Origin of the sequence: Nocardiopsis sp. Huas11, assembly GCF_003634495.1 — a bacterium.
Taxonomy (GTDB): Bacteria; Actinomycetota; Actinomycetes; order Streptosporangiales; family Streptosporangiaceae; genus Nocardiopsis.
The window spans coordinates 4,718,127-4,739,446 of the sequence record NZ_RBKY01000001.1 but is presented as its reverse complement, the minus strand read 5'-3'; the positions used below and the strand labels follow the sequence as shown (position 1 = coordinate 4,739,446).

The window sequence follows — 21,320 nt, the reverse complement described above, 5'->3', positions numbered from 1 at the left end:
GGATGCTTCCTTCTTCGGCCTTGCGAGGCCACCACCGGAACGCCGCTCGCGACGGGCGGCATCCGTCACACACGCCCTAGAAGGGGCGGTCGCCCACGATCGCGACGCGCTCGGCCACCCGCGGGTGCGGGTGGTAGTCGTTCGCGGCGTAGTGCTGGGTGGCCCGGTTGTCCCAGAACGCGATGGAGTCGGGCCGCCAGGAGAAGCGCACCTGGAACTCGGGGGCGTGCGCCTGCTGGAAGAGGAAGCGCAGGAGTTCGTCGCTCTCGGCCTGCTCCAGGCCCACGATGCGCGTGGTGAAGGAGACGTTGACGAACAGCGTCCTGCGGCCGGTCTCGGGGTGGACGCGCACCACGGGGTGCTCGACCGGGGGGAACCGGTCCTGCCACTCCAGCAGCCGGTCCCGGTCCAGGAAGCGCGCGAAGCCCGGGATGACGTCGTGGACGGCGGTGCGGCCCTCGATGCGCTCCTTGACGCGTTCGGGCAGGTTGTCGTAGGCGGCGGCCATGTCCGCCCACAGGGTGTCCCCGCCCATGGGCGGTACCTCCACCAGGCGCAGGATCGCGCCCATGGCGGGCTTCTCGCGCCAGGTGACGTCGGTGTGCCAGACGTTCTCGTAGCTGGGCGGGAGCGCTCCCTTGGCGAAGCGGGCGATGTGGGCGTCCTCGCCCTGGTCGATGAAGGGGTTGGTCTCCAGCTCGCCCCACAGGCGGGCGATCTCCTGCTGGCGCCGGGAGTCGATGGGCTGGTCGCGGAAGAACACGACCTTGAACTCCAGCAGCGCGCGGTGCAGTTCGGCGCGCAGCTCCTCACTGATGTGCTCGCGCAGGTCGACACCGTGGATCTCGGCGCCGATGAGGGGGCCGAGGGGGCGCACCTCGAACAGCTCGTAGGGCCGGGCCACGGCGCCTTCGGGGAGCCGGCGCAGGTGGCGCGGTCCTTCGACGAGGGCGTCGTCGACGGCCGCGGCGGAGCGCAGCCGCTGGACGGCGGTGTCGGTGGTCACGGTCATGGGTGTGGCCTTTCCGTGGGGGTGGGTGCGCGCGTGCGCGCCGATGGCCTCCGGCCGCGCGCCACGCGAGGGCGGGGCGCGGCCCGAAGGAGGGATGACGGTGCCCGATCACGGGCACACGGGGATCGCGGCGGTTACGTGCCGGCGCCGCGAGGGAAGGAACGCGGCTCAGCCGCGGGGAGGGGAGCCCAGGCGTCCGCGCCGCAGGATGAGTCCCGGGGTGCCGCGGCGCGCTCGGTCAGCTCGCGCGGACCGGCCGGCGGTCGGGGGCGTGCTGAGGGCGTCCATGACAGTGAGCGTGGTGCAGGACCGCCTCGTGTGTCAAGGCCGCCGCCGGTCCCCAGGCCCTGCCCGGGCGGTCGGGTCGGCGCGACACGCCCGGAGCGGCCCACGCCCGGCGCGACACGCCCGGAGCGGTCCGCGCCCGGGGTGACCGGAAGAGGCCGGACGCGGCTGCAAGGGGCCGGAAGGGGCCGGACCCGGCGCGGCCGGGGCGTGCCCGAGCGGGGATGGGGCTACCCTGCCCCCATGCGTGTGCTCCTGCTGTCCGACACCCACATCCCCCGACGTGCCCGCGACCTCCCCGAACCGGTGTGGGAGGAGGTCGATCGCGCCGACGTGGTCGTGCACGCGGGCGACTGGTGCGACCTCCCGAGCCTGGACCGCCTGGCGGACCGCGCCCGCCGCCTGGTCGCCGTGTACGGCAACAACGACGGCCCGGAACTGCGCGCGCGGCTGCCCGAGATCGCCCGTGCCACGCTCGGCGGGGTGCGCTTCGCGGTCGTGCACGAGACCGGGTCGACCCGTGGCCGCGAGAAGCGGTGCGAGAAGCGCTTCAGCGACAGTGACGTGCTGGTGTTCGGGCACTCCCACATCCCCTGGGACACCCGTTCGCCCTCGGGTCTGCGGCTGCTCAATCCCGGTTCGCCCACCGACCGGCGCCGCCAGCCGCACCACACGTACATGACGCTGGAGGCCGCCGAGGGCGAGGTCCGCGAGGTCCGCCTGCACGAGCTGCCCTGACCGGAACCTCCCGTCCGTGGAGGGCGGCCGAGAGGGTCTCAGGCACCTCTGAGGTCACGGTCGCACCAATCGCGCGGCGAAGACTTGCCTTCTGGCGCGCGATCGTGAAGGTTCTCTCCTAAGCTCATGCTGACAGTCGCACACGGTGCCGACACGATCACGCAGCCGCGTCGGGGCCGGTGCGACGACGGCCGGAAGGAGCCATCTTGGCGTACCCACGCCGGACCCGCCCCGCGAGCCGCGGAGCCGTCCGGATCCCCCGTACCACCGCCCGCCGCGGCGTGCTGGCCGCCGCGGTCGCGCTGTGCCTGCTGCACACACCGCATGCCGCCGCCTCGTCGACGCCGGCGGCGGCCCCAGAGGAACCCGTGCCCACGCCCTGCCAGGTCGACGAGCAGGCCCCGCCCAAGCGGCAGCTGCGGGCGGAGTGGATCGCCGGGGTGCACAACATCGACTGGCCCAGTGAGCAGGGGCTCTCCGCCGAGCAGCAGCGCGCGGAGCTCACCGAGCTCTACGACCAGGCGCAGGCCGACGGCCTCAACGCGGTGTTCGTGCAGATCCGGCCGACCGCCGACGCGTTCTGGCCCTCACCCCACGAGCCGTGGTCGGAGTGGCTCACCGGCGAGCAGGGCGGCGATCCCGGGTACGACCCGCTGGAGTTCGCCGTGTCCGAGGCGCACGAGCGCAACCTGGAGTTCCACGGCTGGTTCAACCCCTACCGCGTCGCCATGCACGACGACCCGGCGCGGCTGACCGAGGACCACCCCGCCCGGCGCCACCCGGACTGGGTCTTCGACTACGGCGGCCGCCTCTACTACGACCCGGGCGTGCCCGAGGTGCGCGCGTTCGTCGTCGAGGCGATGATGGACGCGGTCGAGAACTACGACCTGGACGGCGTGCACTTCGACGACTACTTCTACCCGTATCCCGTGTCCGGGGAGGAGCTCCCCGACCAGGACACCTTCGCCGAGCACGGCGGCTCGTTCGACGACGTCGACGACTGGCGGCGCGACAACGTCGACCGCCTGGTGCGGGAGATGGACACGGCCGTGCACGAGGCCAAGCCGCACGTGAAGTTCGGGGTCAGCCCGTTCGGGATCTGGCGCAACGCCTCCAGCGACCCCGCGGGCTCGGACACCAGCGGCTTCGAGTCCTACGACGGTATCTACGCCGACAGCCGGCGCTGGGTGGAGCAGGGCTGGGTGGACTACATCAACCCGCAGGTGTACTGGGAGATCGGCCTGCCCGTGGCCGACTACGCGGTCCTGGTGCCCTGGTGGGAGGAGGTCGTGGCCGACACCGGCGTCCAGCTCTACATCGGCCAGGCCGCCTACAAGGCCGGCAACGACGGCGCCTGGTCCGATCCGGACGAACTGGCGCGGCACCTGGAGTTCAACCGGGACCACCCCGGGGTCGACGGCGACGTGTACTTCAGCGCGGCCTCGCTGCGCACCAACGCCCGGCAGGCCATGGACGCGGTGCTCGCCGAGCACTACGCGCACCCCGCTCTGATCCCGATCAAGGAGGACCTGGGCGGCGCCGCGCCCTCCGCGCCCGTGGTCTCGCGCGCCCAGCGCGGTGAGGACGGCACCCGCCTGACGATCCGCCCCCGCTCGGGCGAGTCACCCGCCTACTACGCGGTGTACGGGGTGGACGGGGCGCCGGACCCGGGCGAGGCGCCGTGCCGGATCCAGGACCCGCGCCACCTGCTCGGCACCGTGCGCGCGGACGGGGACCGTCCCACGACGTTCACGGCCCCGGCGCACGAGGGCGAGCGGACCTACTACGCGACCGCCCTGGACCGGCTGCACCACGAGAGCCCGCCCGGGAACCCGCGGCACACGCCCTGACCCGGCCCCGGCTGCGCGCGTGCCGTGCGCGGCCGCTGTCGGGACCCGAAGGTCTCAGCAGCGGCCGCGCAGTTCGGCCACACCTTCGCCGGTGAGGTCGTCGCAGTAGGCGGCGCGCCCGGTCATCGCCATGATGAGCGCCAGCGTCGGGCCCTTGACCTCGGGGCCCGAGCCGGTCGTGAAGGGGCCGTCGGTCGCGCTCAGGCGCAGCCCGCCGATCCGGCCCTTGGCCAGGACCACCAGGTCGCTCCCCCGGTGGTACTCGGCCACCCGGGTCAGGACCTCGATCGGGACGTCCCGCTCGATGCCCAGGGGTCTGCGGATGTCCTGGGCGTGCACGACGGTCTCGGCGAGCCACGTCACCACCGGCCCCATCGGCGAGGTCGTGCTGGTGATGACCGCCTCGAATCGCGCCAGCGTCTCCTCGGACGTCTCGCCCAGGTGCTCGGCCAGCCGCATCGCCACCTGGCGGTCGAAGTCGAACCGGCAGCGGATCACCCCGGCCATCCAGCGCACCGTGTTCAGGCTGGCGCCCGCGGTCATGTGCGCCAGGACCTCGCGGACGGTCAGCCCTTCGCACAGGGAAGGGGTCCGCCATCGCTCGTCGTCCAGACCGGCCAGGTCGGCGGCCAGCGCGGCCCGTTCAGCGTGCACCGAGTTCCAGAGTGGGTCCATGGGACGAGCCTAGGGAGTGGCTCGGACACTCGGCCGGGTCGACGCGCGTCCTCGCGCGCGGGCCGACCCGGCGGGGGCCCGGTACGGCCGTTCCCGCCCGCGCCACTCCCACCTCATCTGCCAGACCGGCCTCACCGGCACACCCTGCCCTGCAGGGCGCAGGTGAGGTCCCTGACCGCCTCCCGGTCGGACGCCCCCGTCGACCCCTCGCCGGCCCACGTGCCCACGTACCGCCGCAGGACGTCGCTGACCTGCGGGTAGTAGGGGGTGCGCGGGCGGAGCCGCCCCTGCTCGATGGTGGTGCGCAACGCCCTCCAGTACTGGCGGTCGGCATCGTTCTGGGTGTCGAACTCGTACTCCGCGCTGCGGGCCGGGAGAAGGTCGGCGGCCTGCAACCGTTCCTGGGCGGACGATCCGGTCATCGCGCGCACCAGGCTCCACGCCTGTTCCGGGTGGGGCGAGCGGGTGGTCACCGCCAGGCTCTGGCTCCCGAGCACCGCGGCGGGCAGACCGACCACGCCGAAGGCGGGTCCGCCCCCTTCGGCGGCGCCGTCCCAGCCCACCCACTCCATCCCCTCCTCCGAGTCCTGTGTCCGGGCTCTGAGCGCTCCGATCGCGTAGGGCCAGTGCCGCATGAACACGACGTCACCGCGATGGAAGCGGGCCAGCGTGTCGGCCTCGGTGTCCTCCAGGACCTCGTCCGGGAGGACGTCGAGGTCCTGCACGGCGGAGGCGAGCACGTCCTGCGCGCCCTCCATGCCGCCCTCGACCCCCACCGCCGTGGGGCACACGTCGTCGTCCGCGGGCCGGAAGGGGTCGCCGTCCACGCCGTGGACCAACTCCAGCCCGTTGACGGCCCGCCCCTCGTAGTCGCCGAACTGCCCCGCGTATCCGTAGGGGACGCCGTGCTCGTCACGGACCTCCTCCGCCAGCGAGAACAGGCCCGCCCACCCCTCGTCCTCCATCCGCTCGGTGACCTCGTCCGGGTCGACCCAGTCGGCGCGGTAGTAGAGCAGGCCGATGTCCACGTGGAAGGGCACCGCCCAGCTCCGGTCCTCGTAGCACACCGAGTCGCGGGCCCGTTCGAGGAAACCGTTCCACTCCATCGCGCCGTCGGCGCCGGTGTCGACGGGTTCCAGCCAGCCCCGCTCCGCGAACTCCGGGATCCACTGGTTGTCCACGCGCAGGACGTCGTAGCCGCGGCCCGACGACTGCAGGTCCACGGCCATCTGCGCGCGCTGCTCGTCGGCCTCCGGCGAGAGGACGTCGACCTCGACCGTCCAGCCGGGATGGTCGTCCTCCCACTCGGAGACGAGTTCCCGGTAGACACCGCCGGTCCCATCGGCCGCGGCGGTGACGTCCACCGCGATCGCCAGCCGGAGCGTGCGGTCGTCGTCCTCGTCCGGGCCCGGCACGGCCACGGCGGCCAGGACGAGCAGTGCGACGGCGGAGAGCACCAGGGCGACGCGCCGCCACCCGCGCGGCGGGGCCCTCACTCGGCCACTCTCCGGGCTTCGGCCACGATCGTGTACAGGAGCTGGTCGGACTCGGCGGAGGAGGGCGGGTGGCACCGTGCGCCCGCGTCCGCCAGCCGGCCGAGCACACCGTCCCCTCCGCACCCCTCGGTTCCCACGGAGACCACGTGGACGAGCACGTGTTCGCCCAGGCCGTCCAGTACGTCGGCCACGTCGGCCGGGGCGGCGCCCTCACGGGGCCCGGGGAGGGCGACACCGTCGGTGAACACGACCACGACGCAGGCGCCGGGGCCGCTGGGACGGTCCAGGCAGGTCTCGAACTCGGCGGCGCCGTCGCGGACCGCGTCGGTCAGCGGCGTCGCCTCGTAGTCGGCGGTCAGACCGTCCACGTACGACCGCGCCTGGTCGATCCGATCCGCCGTGGCGCGCGGTTGGAGTGGCAGCAGGTGCTCCTGACCGGTGACATCGGTGCCCGTCCCGGGTTCGGGGAAGGCCCACAGCCCCACGGAGTCCTGGGGTCCGAGCAGGTCGAGGAGGCCGTGGGCCCGGGCCCGCGCCGTCTCCAGGCGCGTGCCGTCGGAGCCCGGCCCCCGCATCGAGTCGGACCGGTCCAGGGCGATCAGCACGTCGATCCGCCCGCGCACGTCCTGCTGTCGCAGGAGCGCCCGCTGCAGCCGTTCCGCCCAAACGCCGGGGTCGAACCGGTCGGGGGGTTCGTGCGCGGGCAGGAGCGGTTCGTCCCCCAGGTGCTCGCCGTCCGTGGCCCGATAGCCCTCGAATCCGTCGGGGACGTCCTCGGACCCGGATCGGGCCCTCTCGAACATCCACTCGCGCAGCTCGGTGACCTCGCGGCGCACACCGTCGTCCCGACCCCAGTCGAGCTCGACGAAGGGGTGGTCGAGGTCGGCGACGCCCTCCAGGCCGGCCGCGAAGAGCGGTGCGTCGACGGGCCCGCCGATGGCGGGGCATCCGGGTCCCAGCGCGGCACCGGAGTTGTAGGTCTGGACGGCCTGTTCCGTGGTCAGGACCGCGGTCCGGTCCGCGTCGCTACCGTCCCGGCGCAGAGCGCACAGCAGGGCGAGGCCGCCCTCCGCGTCCAGTCCGGCGGAGGTCACCGCCGCCTCGACCCGCCGGGTCTCCTCCTCGCCCCCGTCGGGGGCCAGGGCGGTGTAGGCGGCCTGGGTGTGGATCAGCGCCGACGTGGACGTGCGGGGCGAGGGGCGGGCCAGGAGCAGGCCCTCCTCCCCGAGGGCGCCCAGGCAGTCGGACACGCCCGCGGGGTCGGCGCCGATCGGGGCGCAGGCGTCCACTCCCCCCACCGCCCTGGGGTAGGCCACGACCAGCGGCGTGACACGGGTGGACCCGTGGTCGACGATCTCCGGAGGCGCGCTCCCCTCGGTCTCGTGTTCCAGCAGGGCCAGGTCCGCCGAGGAGTCGGGCAGCCAGACGTGGGGGCGCGGTCCCATCGTCAGATCGCGGTATCCCTCCAGCTCCTGGCCTTCGCCCTCCCACCCCCGGGCGAGCAGGGCGCGGACATCCTGCGCCCCGCCCGCCACGCCGACACTGACGCGTACCGGGGCGCACTGCCCCGCCTCGCCGGCCCGCTCGTCCACGTACTCGGCCATCGCCGTATCGAGCGCCGGGCGCTGGTCTGCGCTGGTCGACACCACGAGTTCGACGGGCGGCGGGCACTCACTCAGCAGCGGTGGCCGGATCAGGGCGGCCAGGAGGACGGCGGCGGTGACGAGGACCCCGCCGGTGATCAGCCACGTCCACAACCGCCGCAGCCGCGCCGCGGGCATGTCGTCGTGCAGCAGGCGCGCGAAGTCCCTGTGCGCCATCAGCGACTCGAAGGGCGCCGCGTAGAGGAAGGCGGGTTCGCGCGCCTTCCTGTTGGACACGACGCCGACCAGCCGGCCCCACACGAAGAGGTTGGCCCCCGAGGCACCGCTCCAGTCCCGCTGCTCGTGCGGGACGTAGACGAGGCGGACCGCGAAGTGGACGCCCCCTCCGGCGTTGGAGCCCAACCTGCCGCTGAGGAACTTCCCGGCCGGGGCGAAACGGGGAAAGGCGTAGGTGACGAAGGACGCCGGCATCCACCTGACCCAGTGCGCCCTGAACCACCGGAGCCGCGGAGGGTTCCTTCGTCCGCCGCCGTCCAGACGCAGCAGGACGACGTCGAGGTCCTGGTGGTGCCACACGACGTGCGCGTCGACCGCTTCACCCTGGGCGGGTACCCCCAGGTGCACGCGGATGTCGGTCATGCCCTGGACCACGTGCCACGCGGTCAGGACGAGGTGCGGGGTGACCAGGTAGCCGGAACCGGCCGACTCCTGGTCCCCCTCCCCCGCGCGGATCTCCGCCACGAACCTCTTCTGCGGGTTATGCCACCACACGGTCAGCGCTTACGGGACAGGGTCACCGTCTCGGAGGTCTTGAGCTTCAGCCTGAGCTTGTGCGCGTTGATATCGCCGTACCGGCCGTCCGCGCCGATCGTGACCACTCCGATCCCCACCCCGGCTTTGCCGCCGCCCTCGCGGTTGATCTGGACGAGGAGCTCGACCTCGGCCTCGACGATCTCGAATTCCGTTCCGTCGTTTCCGTTCTCCGCCCTCGCCTTCTGGGCCCGGTCGATCTCCTCACGAAGCTGCTCCACGGCTTCTGCGATGCCGATGGGAGAGGGCACGATGCGACTCCTGGGGGTTATGGTGTTTTTGGGGGTATTCGCACTGATATCGGAAGTATGACGGTTGAGCAAAGGATACCAATATGTCGCCGACCGGGAAGGGTTTTCTCGACACGGCGAAAACCCCTCAGGAGCAACAGACAGAAACCGACATTAGTTAACAACAGCCTCACGAATACCATTCCGAAAGCACCACCGCCCAGGGAGAGAACTCCGTGCCGATCCCCGATGGGGGGCGAACCGAGCAAGCCCGAAAGGGGGCGCCCGGGTATGGTGCAGCGGCGCCACTTCGAGGCGATGGCCTTCCGCTACCTGGCCGGGGAGTCGCGCGCCGGCGGCATCGCCGTGGTCGGGTCGAACGAGTACGCCGACTGAACCGAACACCCGTTGCCGTAGGCCCTTGTTCAGGCGGAGGTCCGCAGGTGTTCGTGCGCCCACTCTTCGAAGCTGGTCAGGTCGATGCCCAGCGCACGAGCGGACTGTGGCCGGGCCGGCTGGCCCACCACCTCCATGAACTCGTGCGTGGCACCCATGTCTCCCATACCGGCGGCGCGCGCCTGTTCCTCGGTCATGTCCGGGGCCGTCAGTGGGACGCCCAGGGCGCGGGAGAGGGTCTCGGCGATGTCGGTCATGGTCAGGTCATCGCTGGCGAGCTCCAGTTCCACGCGGTGGAACTCGGCGGGGGCGGACAGGGCGGCCACCGCGGCTCGGCCCACGTCCTTGGCTGCTACGAGTGCCAGGCGCGTGTTCGGTTTGACGACGGTGACCAGACCCCCTTCGACGCCGCGGGGGAAGTAGAACCGCATGGACGGCTCGAAGTTCTCCATGAAGAACGACGGCTTGAGCAACGTCCAGTAGGGAAAGTCGAGTTCGCGCAGCCGGTCCTGGATCGCGGCCTTCGCGCCGAGCGGAGCTTCCATCACCGCCCACCGTCCTTCGGCCCAGCCCGGAGCCTCGACGTGCTGTCCCACGCCGCTGGTGGAGGACTGGACGAACTGCTCCACACCGGCGGCCCGCGCGGTCGTCATGAGGTTGTTCGCCTGGCTGACCTCGCCGGCGAAGTCGAACCCCTGCTCGGTGTATGCGGGCATCTGCACGGAGAAGACGGCCCGCACGCCGTCCATGGCAGCCTCAAGGGTCACGGGTTCGGTGAGATCGCCCACGAACAGGCCGGCACCGAGTTCTTCGACGGCCCGTGCACGCGGCGTGCCCGGGTCGCGCACCAGGGCGCGCACCGGTGTTCCCTGCGCGAACAGGGCGCGGGCGGTGGCGCCGCCTTGGCGGCCAGTGGCACCGGCGACGAGAACCGGTGGTGCGGCAGTGGTCATGTGTATCTCGGTGGTCACGCACACCACAAACGGCGGGGCCCGCCGTTTCATGTTCGCTACAATACGGCGGGGCCCGCCACTTAGCAATCTTGGAGAGACCATGCCCGGCCAGCGCTCGGACGCCCGCCGCAACTACACGCACATCCTCGCCGTGGCCGAGGCCGAGGTGGCGGCCCAAGGAGCCCAGGCATCCCTGGAGCAGATCGCCCGCGTCGCAGGCGTCGGATCAGCCACCGTGCGGCGCCACTTCCCCACCCGCAAAGCCCTGCTCGAAGCCGTCTTCAAGAAGCGCGTCCATGCTCTGTGCGATCGCGCTCATACGCTCTGCGGCGAGCACGACAGCCGCTCCGCGCTGGTGGAATGGCTGCGCGAGCTGCTCGACTACTCCATCGCCGCACGCGGTCTGGCAGACGTCCTCTCCTACCAGCCACTGCAGGACGAGGCCACCCCGGACTCCTGTGCGGCAGCCATCGGTGCGGCCGGCGCCCTGCTGCTGCGCAGGGCCATCGACGACCAGGCTGTCCGGGCGGACATCACCATCGACGATCTACTCACAGTGATCGTCGGAATCGCCCTGGCCACCGAGAATCACACCGACCCGGCGATGCAGGCGGACCGCGCCTTCCGGCTCACGGTCGCAGGGCTCGGGGCCAACGGCACCTGAGCACTCGTGCGCGGCACCATCACAGCCCTGGCTCAGTGCGTCAACCTGTACCGCGCTGTCCTGTCCAGGGCGGCCAGTTCGGCCTCGCCCAGTGACGGGGCCGCGGGCACTGACGTTCGGCGAGGCCGCCGAGGCGATCAGCGACGCGGCCGGGTACCCGGTGGTGGTCGAGGAGGGTCCAGGTCGGTCCGGCTCAGATCCAGCCGTGCCCGGCGGCGACGCGCGCGGCCTCGTGCCGGTTCGAGACGTCGAGCTTGGCGATGGCGGCCGCGAGGTGATTGCGCACGGTCCCCCGGGAGAGGGAGACGCGCCTGGCGATCTCCTCGACGGGCGCGCCGTCGCGTGCCAGGGCGAGGATGTCGGCCTCGCGCGGGCTGAGCGGGGAGTCGCCCGCGCTGATCGCCTCGGCTGCGAGCTCGGGGTCGACGTAGCGTCCACCGGCCGCGACGTTGCTCACGACCTCGGTGAACGTGCGGGAGGAGACGGTCTTGGGCAGGAAGCCGCGCGCGCCGGCGGCCAGTGCCGACTTCAGGTAGCCGGGCCGGCCGTGCGAGGTCACGATGACGCAGCGGCAGTCGGGCAGCTGCCCGGCGAGCCGCCGGGTCACCTCGATCCCGTCGGGGCCGGGCAGCTGCAGGTCGAGCAGAGCCACGTCGGGACGGACCCGCAGGGCCGTCGCCAGCGCCTCGTCACCGGAGGCCGCCCGGCCGACGACCTCGAAGCCGTCCTCCAGGTCGAGCAGACCGGCGATGGCGTCGCGGATGAGGTGTTCGTCATCGGCGACGAGGATGCGGGTCGTGCGCGTCATGCGGGGCCTTCCTCCTGGAGCGGGACGGTGGCGTCGAGCAGGAACCAGTCTCCGTCACGGCGGGTGGTGACGTGCCCGCCGAGCGCGTGCACACGCTCGGACATCGCGCGGAGCCCGGTACCCCCGGTGGCGGTCGCGACGGCGCCCTCACCCCCGCCGGTCCGCGCGGGGTCGGTGGTCCCGGCCCCGTCGTTGGCGATGGTGAGGAGTACGTGTCCCTCCTCGTGCGCGCTCGCGAGCGTGACCCGCGCCGCCGCCGAGTGGCGCAGCACGTTCGTGACGCCCTCGCGCACGACCCACGCGAGGGCCTGCGCGCACTCCTCGGGCACGGGGTCGCCGACCACCGTGCAGCGGATGCCGGCGGAGGCCAGCAGCGATCGCGCGCCCGACACCTCGTCGTCCCAGCTCGTGTGGAGTTCACCGCGCACGACCTGGCGGACCTCGGTTCCTGCCTCCTCGGCGAGTCGCCGGACCTCGGTGATCTCCTGCGCGGCCCGCGCGCCGCGGCCGCGCAGGACGAGCTCTGAGGCCAGGGAACTCTTGACCGCGATCGTCGCCAGGGTCCGGCCGAACACGTCGTGCAGGTCGCGCGAGATACGCAGGCGCTCGTTCGCGAGCGCCAGTGCGGCACGGGTCTCGTGTGCCGTCTGGAGCTCGCGCAACACCCGCAGCATCCACGCGCTCGACCAGCAGGCCCACAGGACGCCGCTGATCACGATCGCGCCGGTCACCAGCACCGGGAGGTCCGAGAACCCCGTGAGCAGCAGGGCCATGACCAGGACCGCCGCGTTGAGGCCGAGCGCCGGGCGTGCACCGAGGGCGGGAACGAAGCTCGCGGCGGCCGAGGCGAGCGCCGCCGCGAGCGTCACCCCCATCGCGGGCAGGGGGATCACGGGCACCACGACGGCGAACGCCGCCAGGGCCGGCACCCACACCGCGATCACGGCGAGGGGCGGGCGACGTGCGCGGCCGACGACGGTGTCGATGCTCCAGTTGACGACCACGACGTTTCCGACGGTCAGGGCGAGCGCGAGGACGAACCCGAGCGCGGCCGCCGGGTCCGCGGGGTCCACGCCGGCGGTCCGCTCGGCCGTCAGCACGGAGCCGAACAGGGTGACGACCGGAATCGTGACGACGCCGTAGGTGGACCAGCGTACGTAGGCCTCGAACTTGCGTGCGCCGACCAGCGGTGACTCGCTCATGGCCATCATTGTCCCGTCAGACCCGCACGGCGTGTGGGTCCGAGGGGGTCAGGGCCGGCCCCGTCCTGTGCGAGCGCAGCCATACCACCGCCGCGATCGCGGCGACGATGACGCTGGGTACGAGCAGCGCGGCCGAACCGGTGCCCGCCGACCGGTCCGTGGCGGCGACACCCAGGTCGGTGTGCAGGGCGATGGCGAAGAGGAACGTGAGCGTGTTGAGCAGCGCGTGGATGACGACCGCAGTCTCGATGCCGCCGGTGCGCCAGGTGATGACGGCCAGGCTGACGGCGAGCGTGAAGTACCAGAGGTTGATCCAGGGATCACCCGCGCCGTGGAGGCTCGTGAACAACAGGCTGGAGACGAGGATACCGACGACCAGCGCGGTGCGCGGACCGCGGTTCCAGCTCCCGGCGACCCGCAGGACGAGTCCGCGCAGGCCGTACTCCTCACCGGCCGACTGCAGCGGGGTCAGCAGGAGGGTCAAGGCGAAGATCGCGATCAGGTCGGTGGTCGACCAGAAGGTCTGCTCGGCGGGCATCGAGACGGTCAGGATGATCGTGGGCACCAGCCAGATGGGACCGATGATCAGGAGCGCCCTACCGAACACCTCGATGCGCAAGCGCGACAGCACCGAGTGCAGCGAGGCGCCCCGCACCCCGTAGAGCCACCGTTGGATGAGCATGCTCCACGGGATGAGCAGGGCGAGCGCGAACATGGTCAGGCCGTGGTACAGCGGCGTGTAGTCGGTGCCGCCCGCGGCCGGGTTGGTCCTGCCCATCCGGGCGTCGATGAGCACGGCGGCTTGGGAGGCGGCGAAGCTGAAGACGAACAGGCCCGCGACCAGGAGCACGATGGCGAGGACGCCGCGTGCGATACGGCGGTTGTCTCCGGCGAGGACACGGTGGTACTCCACGCCGGGCGGGACCGGCCGCGGTCCGCGCCGACGCGGGGTCGGCGCGGCCTGGTCGGTGGGTGCGGGAGTCCGTGCCGCTCCCGTGTGCGGGTGCGCGCGGAACGCCTCGGCCGCGTCGGCGGATGGCGGGGCCGGAGGGAAACGGTCGTCGTTGGGGTTCATGCCTCGAACCTAAGCCGGAGCCGATCCGTGACAGAGTGTCGCCGATCATGGGTTTTCTCCCCGAGGTGCACGGTCCGCCCATGACAGATGTCATGGGCGGACCGTGCACACGCGTCGGCTCGGGGCAGTGGGGAACCCTCAGCGGCCTGCGTGCGCCGGTGATCGGTCAGCGGTCCTCGCGCGCCTTTCGGGCCTCCTGGCGGTCGGCGTCGGCGGCGAAGGCGTCGCGCAGGTAGGCGCTCAGGCCTTCGGCGTGGGCGTCGATGGTGGCGGTGAACCACTCGTCGGCCACGTACCGTGCGCTCGATCGAGGTCACCGGCGGCCCTCTCCAGAACGGGGGGGTCGCGGACACGGTAGCCAGGCTGGTCAGGAGGGTGAGGGTTTCACCGGACCGCAACCCAACACGGGCTCACATCACGGAGTGAGCCGGGCTTGCCCCTTTCGGGCTTACTTGGCCCGCCCCCCGATGGCGGACGGACGGCCTAGACCGCGTACTCGCGCCGGATGCGGTCGGCGAAGCGGGCGAAGTCGGCGCCGTGCAGGAAGGCCGAGCGCATCGTGCCGTGGTCGGCCATGCCCTTGCCCGCGATGTCGAAGGCCGTGCCGTGGTCGACCGAGGTCCGCAGGATGGGCAGGCCCACGGTCACCGAGATCGTGCCGTCGAAGTCGAAGGTCTTGGCCGCGATGTGGCCCTGGTCGTGGTACTGGGACAGGACACCGTCGTAGTGGTCGGTGAGCAGCCGGTGGAAGACGGAGTCGGCCGGGACGGGGCCGACCACGTCGGCGCCGGTGGCGCGCATCCGCTCCACCGCCGGAGCCAGGTGGCGGATCTCCTCGTCGCCGAAGGCGCCGTTCTCGCCCCCGTGCGGGTTGATCGCCGCGACCGCGAGCGTGGGTTCGTCGTGGCCGAACACGCGCAGCGCCGTCAGCGCCTCGGTGATCGCCTCGACCTGCTGGTCGGCGTCGATGCGGTCCAGCGCCCCGCGCAGTGACACGTGCCTGGTCGCGAAGAAGATCTTCTTGCCGCGCACCACGAACATCGTGTTCTGGCGGGTGGCCCCGGTCAGCGCGCCCAGCATCTCGGTGTGTCCCAGGTGGGGGCTGCCGGCGGCCCAGATCGCCTCCTTGTTGATCGGCCCGGTGACGATCCCGGCGACGTGACCGGCCATCGCCGCCTCGGTGGCGACCTCGATCGCGCGGACCGCCGCCCGGCCCGCCTGGGCGTCGACCACCCCCCAGGCCAGCTCCGTCTCACCGAGCACGCCGATGTCCAGGCAGTCGATGACGCCGTCCTCCTCCGCGGGCAGGTCCCAGGAGTCCACGGCGCGCACGCGCGCGTCCAGGCCCAGGACCGCCACCGCCCGGCGCAGGACCGCCGGGTCGGCCACTACCACCCCACGGGCCGGGGCGGTCCCGGCGACCTCCGCCAGGGTGCGCACGGTGATCTCGGGGCCGATGCCGACGGGGTCGCCGACGGTGAGGGCCAGGATCGGGCGTTCGGTCATGCTTGCTCCTTCAGTGCGGAACGCGCGTGGTGACCGCGCGTCGGCTGTCGTGGACCGCCTCACGCAGGCGCGCGAGGCAGTGGGCGAGCGTGCCGTCGTCGCCGACGAGCCCGCCCTTGGTGATGATCGGGGCGCCGTCCAGGGGGCTGCCGTCGAGCCGGCCGTAGACGGCCAGCGGGACGAGTTCGCCGCCCACGTCCAGGGCGCGCACGCCCAGGGCGGTCAGGACCGCGGAGGTGACGTCGCCCCCGCTGGTGAACAGGGCACTGGGCGCGCTCGCGGCCGCGGCCTCGACGACCAGGTCCGCGAGCCGTCCGGGCAGGGCGCGGCGCCGGTCCGCGGGGATGCGCACGACGTCGCGCGCCGAGGCGCACGTGCGCACGACCACCGCCCCGGGGAAGCGGTGCTCGGACAGCGCGCGGGCCAGGGCCAGCGCGGTGTCGGCGCGGTAGGCGGGATCGTCGACGCACCGCAGGGGGTCGACGTCGACGAAACGCACGGCGGGGTCCTGGGCGACGACGTCGAGCTGGCGCCGGGAGAGCTCGGTGGCGCTGCCCACGACGGCCAGCAGCGGGCCGGGGTCCGGTGCCCGACCGCGCAGGCCCAGTGCGCGGGCGAGCATCGCCCCGCACGGGCCGGGGTCGGCGGCGACCCACACGGTGCCGTCCCGGCGGTGGACCTCGGCGGCGGCGCGGGCGAGGTCGGCCAGGTGCTCCTCGGTGACCGCGTCGCACACCACGACCGGTTCGTCTCCGGCGGCGAGGGCGTCGGCCAGGCCGCGCCCGGTGACCTCGCCGATCGTCACGTGCCGCACCGCCAGGGAGGTCTGCTCGGCGAGGATGTCGGCGACCACGCTGGTGGTCATCGGGTTGAGCGGGTCCAGGGCGAGCTGGGTGCGCTCCAGCGGGACGCCGTCGAGCAGTTGGACGCCGTCGGCGGTGATGCGCCCGGAGGCGGGGTGGGCGGGGGCGAACAGGACACGGACCCTTCGCCTGGCCGGGACCCGCTCGCGCACCGCACGCCAGGCGGCCTCCACCTCGGCGCCCACGTTGCCGCGCAGCGTGGTGTCGGTGCGCTTGACCACGAGGTCGGCCGGCCACAGCCCCTGGACCACGGAGCCCACGAGGTCGGCGGCCTCGGCGGCGGCCAGGTGGCGGCTGTCGAGGTTGGCCACGACCACGTCGTAGACCTCGGCGGCCTCCGCGGCGTGGGCGGCGTCGACCGAGGCCACGCGCATGCCGCCGTGGGCGAAGCGCGCGCCGGTGGCGTTCGCGCCGGTCAGGTCGTCGGCCAGGACGAGGATCCGTGCCATGGTCTCCTCCTATCCCAGGATCAGGGCGGCGACGCCCAGGAGCGGCAGGCTGGCCAGCCACAGCAGGGTGGTCATCCCGCTCCACATCTTCATCGCGGCGACGCCGGACAGGCCGGTGAAACGCGTGACGACCCAGAAGTAGGAGTCGCTGACGTAGGAGAAGACGAACGATCCGGCGCAGGCGGAGGCCACGGCCAGGGCGGGGTCCACGCCCGCGGCGTGCACGATGGGCGCGCTCAGGGTGGCCGCGGTGATGATGGCGACCGTTCCCGAGCCCTGGGCCAGGCGGACGAAGGTGGCGATGGCGAAGGGCAGCAGGAACATGGGCACCGGCCAGCCCGAGACGGCGTCGGCCAGGGCGTCGCCGACACCGGACTGGCGCAGGACCTCGCCGAAGGCGCCACCGGCGCCGGTGATGAAGACGATCATGCCGGCCGAGGCGGCGGCCGCGGTGAGCCAGCCGACGATCTCGCGGCGTCCGGTGCCGCGGCGCGGCAGGGCGTAGACGGCGATGACCAGGCCGATGAGCAGGGCGATGGCGGGGGTGCCGACGAAGCCGAAGACGTCGGCGAGCAGGCTCCCCTGGGTGATGGCGGCGGTGACGGTGTTGCCGACGATCAGCAGCAACGGCAGCACGAGCGGCAGGGCGGCGGTCAGGGCGCTCACGCCCGGGTCCGGGGGCTCCTCGTCGATGCCGCGAGGGGCGGAGCCCGTGCCGTCGGCTCCGCCGGTGCGTCCGGCGGATTCGGTGGATCCGGCGGGCACGGCCTCGGGGACGAGCTCGTGCTCGACGTCGGCCTCCAGGCGCGGGCCCATGTAGCGGGCGTAGGCCACGACGACGGGGATGAGCACGATCGCCATGGCCGCGCCGACCAGGACCGTGGTGCCCAGGTCGGCTCCGAGGAGGCCGACGGCGGCCAGCGGGCCGGGGGTGGGCGGGACGAGGTGGTGGGTGACGGCCAGACCGCCCGCGAGCGCCAGGCTCATGGTCACCAGGGACCGGCCGTAGCGGCGCGCCAGGGAGCGGGCGAGGGGGTGCAGGATGACGAAGCCGGAGTCGCAGAAGACGGGCACGGACACGACCGCGCCGGTGGCGGTCATCGCGACGTCCTCGCGGCCCTTGCCGGCCATCCGCACGAACGCCTTGGCCAGGGCGTCGGCGCCGCCGCTGCGTTCCAGGACGGTGCCGATCATCACCCCCAGGGCGATGACGATGCCGATCCCCGCGAGGGTGTTGCCGAAGCCGGTGGTGATGTACTCGATGAGTTCGGCCGGGGGCACGCCCGCGACCGCGCCGGTGACCAGCGCGCCGGCGAGGAGTCCGACGAACGCGTCCAGCCGGGTCCACAGGATGACCGCGACGACGACGCCGACGCCGATCAGGAGTGCGGCGAGGAGCTGTACTTCCATGACACGACCTTTCGGGGGATCACTCCGGCGCGGTGCCTTCGGCGGCCGGAACGAGGTGGGGGGTACACGAGGCGTCGGCTTCGAGGGCGGCCAGGGCCGCCGGGTCGAGCGCGTCGTCGGTGATGAGCGCGTAGGGGCCGGGGACGACCGCCCAGTAGGGGTCCTCGTCGCGGCCGACCTTGGTGGAGTCGGCGACCACGACGACCCGCCGGGCGCTGCGCATCTGCAGCTCCTTGGCGGCGGCGATCTCCGGGCTGGGGCAGTTGAGGCCGCGTCCGGGCACGAGGCCGTCGGCGCCGACGAAGGCGATGTCGGCGGTGAGCCGGTCCAGCACGCCGTGGGCGTAGTCGCCCACGATCGAGCCGCGGGGGCGGCGCACGCGTCCGCCGACCACGATGAGCTCGATGCCCTCGGCGTCGTGCAGGGCGGTCATGGGTCCGACTCCGGCGGTGACCACGGTGGGCCCGTAGCGCCGGGCCAGGCGCTCGGCGACGAACGTCGTGGTGCTGCCGGCGTCGAGCAGGACGACGTGGTCGTCCTCGACCATGGCCGCGGCGTGGTCGGCGATGCGCCGTTTGGCGGCGGCGTTGCGCAGTCCCTTCTGACTCCAGGAGAGTTCGCCGCCCGCGGGCGCGGGCACGGCGCCGCCGTGGGTGCGCACGACCCGGCCGGCCCTCTCCAGTTCGGTGAGGCCGCGGCGCACGGTGGAGGGGCTGATGCCGAGTTCGCGGGCGAGGTCCTCGACACGCTGGATGCCGTCGGTGACGGCGTCCAGCAGTCCCTGATGCCGCATGTCCGCTCCTCTGCTCGTTTCGCGCATGTTGCGCAGCTCATATTGCTCCTTATGAGCATGTATCACAAGAGTTCATGCGAAATTTGCTTGAAATGAGCAAACTCGGTTGTGGGGCCACCGGACGGCCGCGACCTGCGGGGACCGCGGGACCGTTCACCGCGGGGACGTGTGTCGGCCGCCGTCCGCCGTTAGGGTGGGGGCGCCAGGCAACACAGCGGTCATACAGCGGGAGCCGCCCATGCGCCGTCAGTTCGTCAACGATCCCGGGGACGTGGTCCCCGAGGCCCTGGAAGGATTCGCGGCGGCATGGCCCCGCCACGTCCGCTGGAACCGCGAGCCGAGTTACGTGGTGCGCGCCGAACCCGCCCCGGACAAGGTGGCGGTGCTCTCCGGCGGCGGTTCCGGACACGAGCCGCTGCACGTGGGCTTCGTGGGCCGGGGCATGCTCGACGCCGCGGTACCGGGCGCCGTCTTCGCCTCCCCCACCGCCATGCAGATCCGGGCCGCCTCACTGGCCGCCGACACCGGCCGCGGCGTCCTGCACGTGGTCAAGAACTACACCGGCGACGTGCTCAACTTCCGCATCGCCGGCGAGCTGCTGGCCGACGAGGGCGTGCACAGCGACATCGCCCTGGTCGACGACGACCTGGCCACCGAGACCGACGACGCCGACGGCCCCGGCCGGCGCGGTACCGCCGCGGTCGTGGCCGTGGAGAAGGTCTGCGGCGCCGCCGCCGAGCGCGGCGCGGACCTGTCGGAGCTGGTGAAGCTCGGGCGCCGGGTGGTCGCGGGCAGCCGCACGCTGAGCGTGGCCCTGGCGGCCGGGGCCCACCCCGGCCAGTCCCGCCCCTCCTTCGACCTGCCCGAGGACCAGGTCGAGTTCGGCGTCGGCATCCACGGGGAGCGTGCCCGCGAGCGGCGCGCCTTCGGTCCGCGGCGCGAACTCGTCGCCGATATGGCCGCCCCGCTGCTGCGGGACCTGGACCTGGGCCGCGGCGAACGGGTCGCCGTGATCGTCAACGGACTGGGCGCCACCCACGACCTGGAGCTGTACGGCGTGTTCGGCGAGGTCAAGGCGTTGTTGGAGGGCGCCGGGATCGAGGTCGCCCGTTCCCTGGTGGGCTCCTACGTCACGTCCCTGGACATGGCGGGCTGCTCGGTGACGCTGGTGCGCGCCGACGACGAGTTCCTGGACCTGTGGGACGCGCCCGTGTCCACGCCCGCCCTCACCTGGTGACCAGCCACGACCCCGGGAGATCCGCCATGGCCGACCAGATCAGCCCCGCCCACGCCGACCTGTGGGTCCGCGGCTTCGCCGCCGCGATCACCGACGCCGACGACCACCTGACCGACCTCGACCGCCGCAGCGGCGACGGCGACTTCGGCACGAACATGGTCACGGGCCTGCGCCGGTCGCTGACCGCCCTGCCCGAGCGGCCCGACTCCCCCGGCGCGCCCTTCCAGGCGCTGAGCGACACCTTCCTGTCGCACAGCGGAGGGACCAGCGGGCCGCTGTTCGGCATGTGGTTCCGCGACTTCGCCAAGGCCGGCAACGGCACGCCCGCCATGACCCTGGCCGGGGTGGCCGAGGCCGCGGAGCGGGGATGGGCCACCGTGACCCGGCTGGGCGCGGCCAAGGTCGGCGACCGCACGATGGTCGACGCGATCGCTCCGGCCGCGGAGTCCTTGAAGCGGTCGGCGGCGGAGGGCCGCAGCCTGGCGGAAGGGCTGCGGGAGGCCGCGGAGGCGGCCGAGGCCGGCGCCGAGGGCACCAGTGAACTCCTGGGCCGCAAGGGGCGCACCAGCTACGTGGGCGATGCCGCCCTGGGCGCGCCCGACCCCGGCGCCGTCGCGATCGGGCTGTTCTTCCGCGCCGCGCACGCGAGCGTGACACAGGAGGCGGACGAGGCCCGGTAGCCGAACCGGAACCCCCGGCCGGACCGGAACCCCGCCCGGTCCGGCCGGGTCCGCCCGGCCTGGGTCGCCGGGCGGCGGTCGGCCGGGGTCCCGGGACCGATCAGGTCCGCACAGCGAAGACGAGCCCTGAGCCAGGGGCGAACCACGACGTGAGTCCGTCCCCGCTCACGGGACACCGGCCGGAAACGGCCGCCGCGGGACGGCGGTCGACGGCTGAGGCGGCCTCACTCCCGGGCGGACCGGCCCGGCCGAGCGCGCCGAGCGGGGGTCAGTAGCCGAGGCGGGCGCGCAGGGCCGTGAGCTCGTGGGAGGACTCCACCGCGCGGTCGGCGTCCACGGTGGCCACGGACTGCACCAGGGCGTCGACCACGACGATGCCGGTGGGGTGTGGGGAGCCGCGAGCACGGCGTCCACACGGCGCCTGCGACGACGTCCTGCGGCGGCCCGAGCACCCCTACACCCGGATGCTGGTCTCCAGTGTTCCGGGCCCGGGGTGGGAGCCCTCGGAGGTGGTCCGGCTGCGCGCGGAGTTCGCGCGGGCGGGCGAGGCACAGTGAGGGCCGGCGGCGGTCACGCGTGGGCGT

General features: G+C 73.0%; 20 protein-coding genes. 6 read left to right on the top strand and 14 right to left on the bottom strand.

The window, feature by feature from the left end; genetic code table 11:
* Nucleotides 1-76 precede the first annotated feature (76 nt).
* Nucleotides 77-1,012 (bottom strand): TauD/TfdA family dioxygenase, encoded by a 936-nt coding sequence (locus tag DFP74_RS21330; protein WP_121184078.1) that lies wholly within the window; start codon nt 1,010-1,012, stop codon nt 77-79.
* A gap of 528 nt (nt 1,013-1,540) precedes the next feature.
* Here DFP74_RS21330 and DFP74_RS21325 point away from each other — a divergent pair.
* Nucleotides 1,541-2,035 carry a metallophosphoesterase gene (locus DFP74_RS21325; RefSeq protein ID WP_121184076.1) on the top strand — a complete coding sequence of 165 codons (495 nt, stop codon included), beginning with the start codon at nt 1,541-1,543 and terminating at the stop codon, nt 2,033-2,035.
* 206 nt (nt 2,036-2,241) lie between these two features.
* Nucleotides 2,242-3,885, top strand: a complete 1,644-nt coding sequence (locus DFP74_RS21320) for a glycoside hydrolase family 10 protein (RefSeq protein ID WP_121184074.1) — start codon at nt 2,242-2,244, stop codon at nt 3,883-3,885.
* Between the two features lie 54 nt (nt 3,886-3,939).
* Here the strand turns inward: DFP74_RS21320 and DFP74_RS21315 are convergent, their stop codons facing one another.
* From DFP74_RS21315 to DFP74_RS21295, 5 genes are all read right to left on the bottom strand, one after another.
* Nucleotides 3,940-4,560 (bottom strand): maleylpyruvate isomerase family mycothiol-dependent enzyme, encoded by a 621-nt coding sequence (locus DFP74_RS21315; protein ID WP_121184072.1) that lies wholly within the window; start codon nt 4,558-4,560, stop codon nt 3,940-3,942.
* 131 nt (nt 4,561-4,691) lie between these two features.
* Complete coding sequence (locus DFP74_RS21310) at nt 4,692-6,056, bottom strand: extracellular solute-binding protein (protein ID WP_121184070.1); 1,365 nt, start codon at nt 6,054-6,056, stop codon at nt 4,692-4,694.
* On the bottom strand, nt 6,053-8,401 hold the full coding sequence (locus DFP74_RS21305) for a trypsin-like peptidase domain-containing protein (RefSeq protein WP_121184068.1): 2,349 nt from the start codon (nt 8,399-8,401) through the stop codon (nt 6,053-6,055). Before DFP74_RS21305 ends, DFP74_RS21310 begins: the two co-directional genes overlap by 4 nt.
* A 32-nt stretch (nt 8,402-8,433) precedes the next feature.
* Nucleotides 8,434-8,721, bottom strand: coding sequence for a trypco2 family protein (locus DFP74_RS21300; protein WP_121184066.1), 288 nt, complete (start codon nt 8,719-8,721; stop codon nt 8,434-8,436).
* Between the two features lie 404 nt (nt 8,722-9,125).
* Nucleotides 9,126-10,049, bottom strand: coding sequence for an NmrA family NAD(P)-binding protein (locus DFP74_RS21295; protein ID WP_121184064.1), 924 nt, complete (start codon nt 10,047-10,049; stop codon nt 9,126-9,128).
* A gap of 100 nt (nt 10,050-10,149) precedes the next feature.
* On the opposite strand from DFP74_RS21295, the gene DFP74_RS21290 reads away from it, so the two are divergent.
* Entirely contained in the window at nt 10,150-10,713 is a 564-nt protein-coding gene (locus tag DFP74_RS21290) for a TetR/AcrR family transcriptional regulator (protein ID WP_121184062.1), read from the top strand.
* Between the two features lie 193 nt (nt 10,714-10,906).
* Here the strand turns inward: DFP74_RS21290 and DFP74_RS21285 are convergent, their stop codons facing one another.
* From DFP74_RS21285 to DFP74_RS21250, 8 genes are all read right to left on the bottom strand, one after another.
* Nucleotides 10,907-11,521, bottom strand: coding sequence for a DNA-binding response regulator (locus DFP74_RS21285; RefSeq protein ID WP_121184060.1), 615 nt, complete (start codon nt 11,519-11,521; stop codon nt 10,907-10,909).
* The gene (locus tag DFP74_RS21280) at nt 11,518-12,723 is read right to left on the bottom strand and encodes a sensor histidine kinase (protein WP_121184058.1); all 1,206 of its coding nucleotides are present in this window, start codon (nt 12,721-12,723) and stop codon (nt 11,518-11,520) included. The genes DFP74_RS21285 and DFP74_RS21280 overlap by 4 nt, the downstream gene beginning before the upstream one ends.
* Before the next feature lie 16 nt (nt 12,724-12,739).
* Nucleotides 12,740-13,798, bottom strand: coding sequence for a CPBP family intramembrane glutamic endopeptidase (locus tag DFP74_RS21275; protein WP_121184056.1), 1,059 nt, complete (start codon nt 13,796-13,798; stop codon nt 12,740-12,742).
* 166 nt (nt 13,799-13,964) lie between these two features.
* Nucleotides 13,965-14,090 (bottom strand): hypothetical protein, encoded by a 126-nt coding sequence (locus DFP74_RS34955; RefSeq protein WP_255499584.1) that lies wholly within the window; start codon nt 14,088-14,090, stop codon nt 13,965-13,967.
* Between the two features lie 191 nt (nt 14,091-14,281).
* The gene (gene pdxA, locus DFP74_RS21265; protein WP_121184054.1) at nt 14,282-15,304 is read right to left on the bottom strand and encodes a 4-hydroxythreonine-4-phosphate dehydrogenase PdxA; all 1,023 of its coding nucleotides are present in this window, start codon (nt 15,302-15,304) and stop codon (nt 14,282-14,284) included.
* A gap of 10 nt (nt 15,305-15,314) precedes the next feature.
* Nucleotides 15,315-16,616: a four-carbon acid sugar kinase family protein gene (locus tag DFP74_RS21260; RefSeq protein ID WP_121184052.1), complete on the bottom strand. Its 1,302-nt coding sequence runs from the start codon at nt 16,614-16,616 to the stop codon at nt 15,315-15,317.
* A 9-nt stretch (nt 16,617-16,625) separates the two neighbouring features.
* Complete coding sequence (locus tag DFP74_RS21255; protein ID WP_121184050.1) at nt 16,626-18,026, bottom strand: GntP family permease; 1,401 nt, start codon at nt 18,024-18,026, stop codon at nt 16,626-16,628.
* 19 nt (nt 18,027-18,045) lie between these two features.
* Nucleotides 18,046-18,819, bottom strand: coding sequence for a DeoR/GlpR family DNA-binding transcription regulator (locus DFP74_RS21250; RefSeq protein ID WP_121184048.1), 774 nt, complete (start codon nt 18,817-18,819; stop codon nt 18,046-18,048).
* Between the two features lie 238 nt (nt 18,820-19,057).
* On the opposite strand from DFP74_RS21250, the gene DFP74_RS21245 reads away from it, so the two are divergent.
* The 3 genes from DFP74_RS21245 to DFP74_RS21230 all read left to right on the top strand — a co-directional run bounded on the left by DFP74_RS21245 (nt 19,058) and on the right by DFP74_RS21230 (nt 21,293).
* Nucleotides 19,058-20,056 (top strand): dihydroxyacetone kinase subunit DhaK, encoded by a 999-nt coding sequence (locus DFP74_RS21245; RefSeq protein ID WP_121184046.1) that lies wholly within the window; start codon nt 19,058-19,060, stop codon nt 20,054-20,056.
* Between the two features lie 26 nt (nt 20,057-20,082).
* Entirely contained in the window at nt 20,083-20,736 is a 654-nt protein-coding gene (gene dhaL / locus DFP74_RS21240) for a dihydroxyacetone kinase subunit DhaL (protein WP_121188411.1), read from the top strand.
* 374 nt (nt 20,737-21,110) lie between these two features.
* Nucleotides 21,111-21,293, top strand: a complete 183-nt coding sequence (locus tag DFP74_RS21230; protein WP_233571089.1) for a hypothetical protein — start codon at nt 21,111-21,113, stop codon at nt 21,291-21,293.
* Nucleotides 21,294-21,320: the final 27 nt, after the last annotated feature.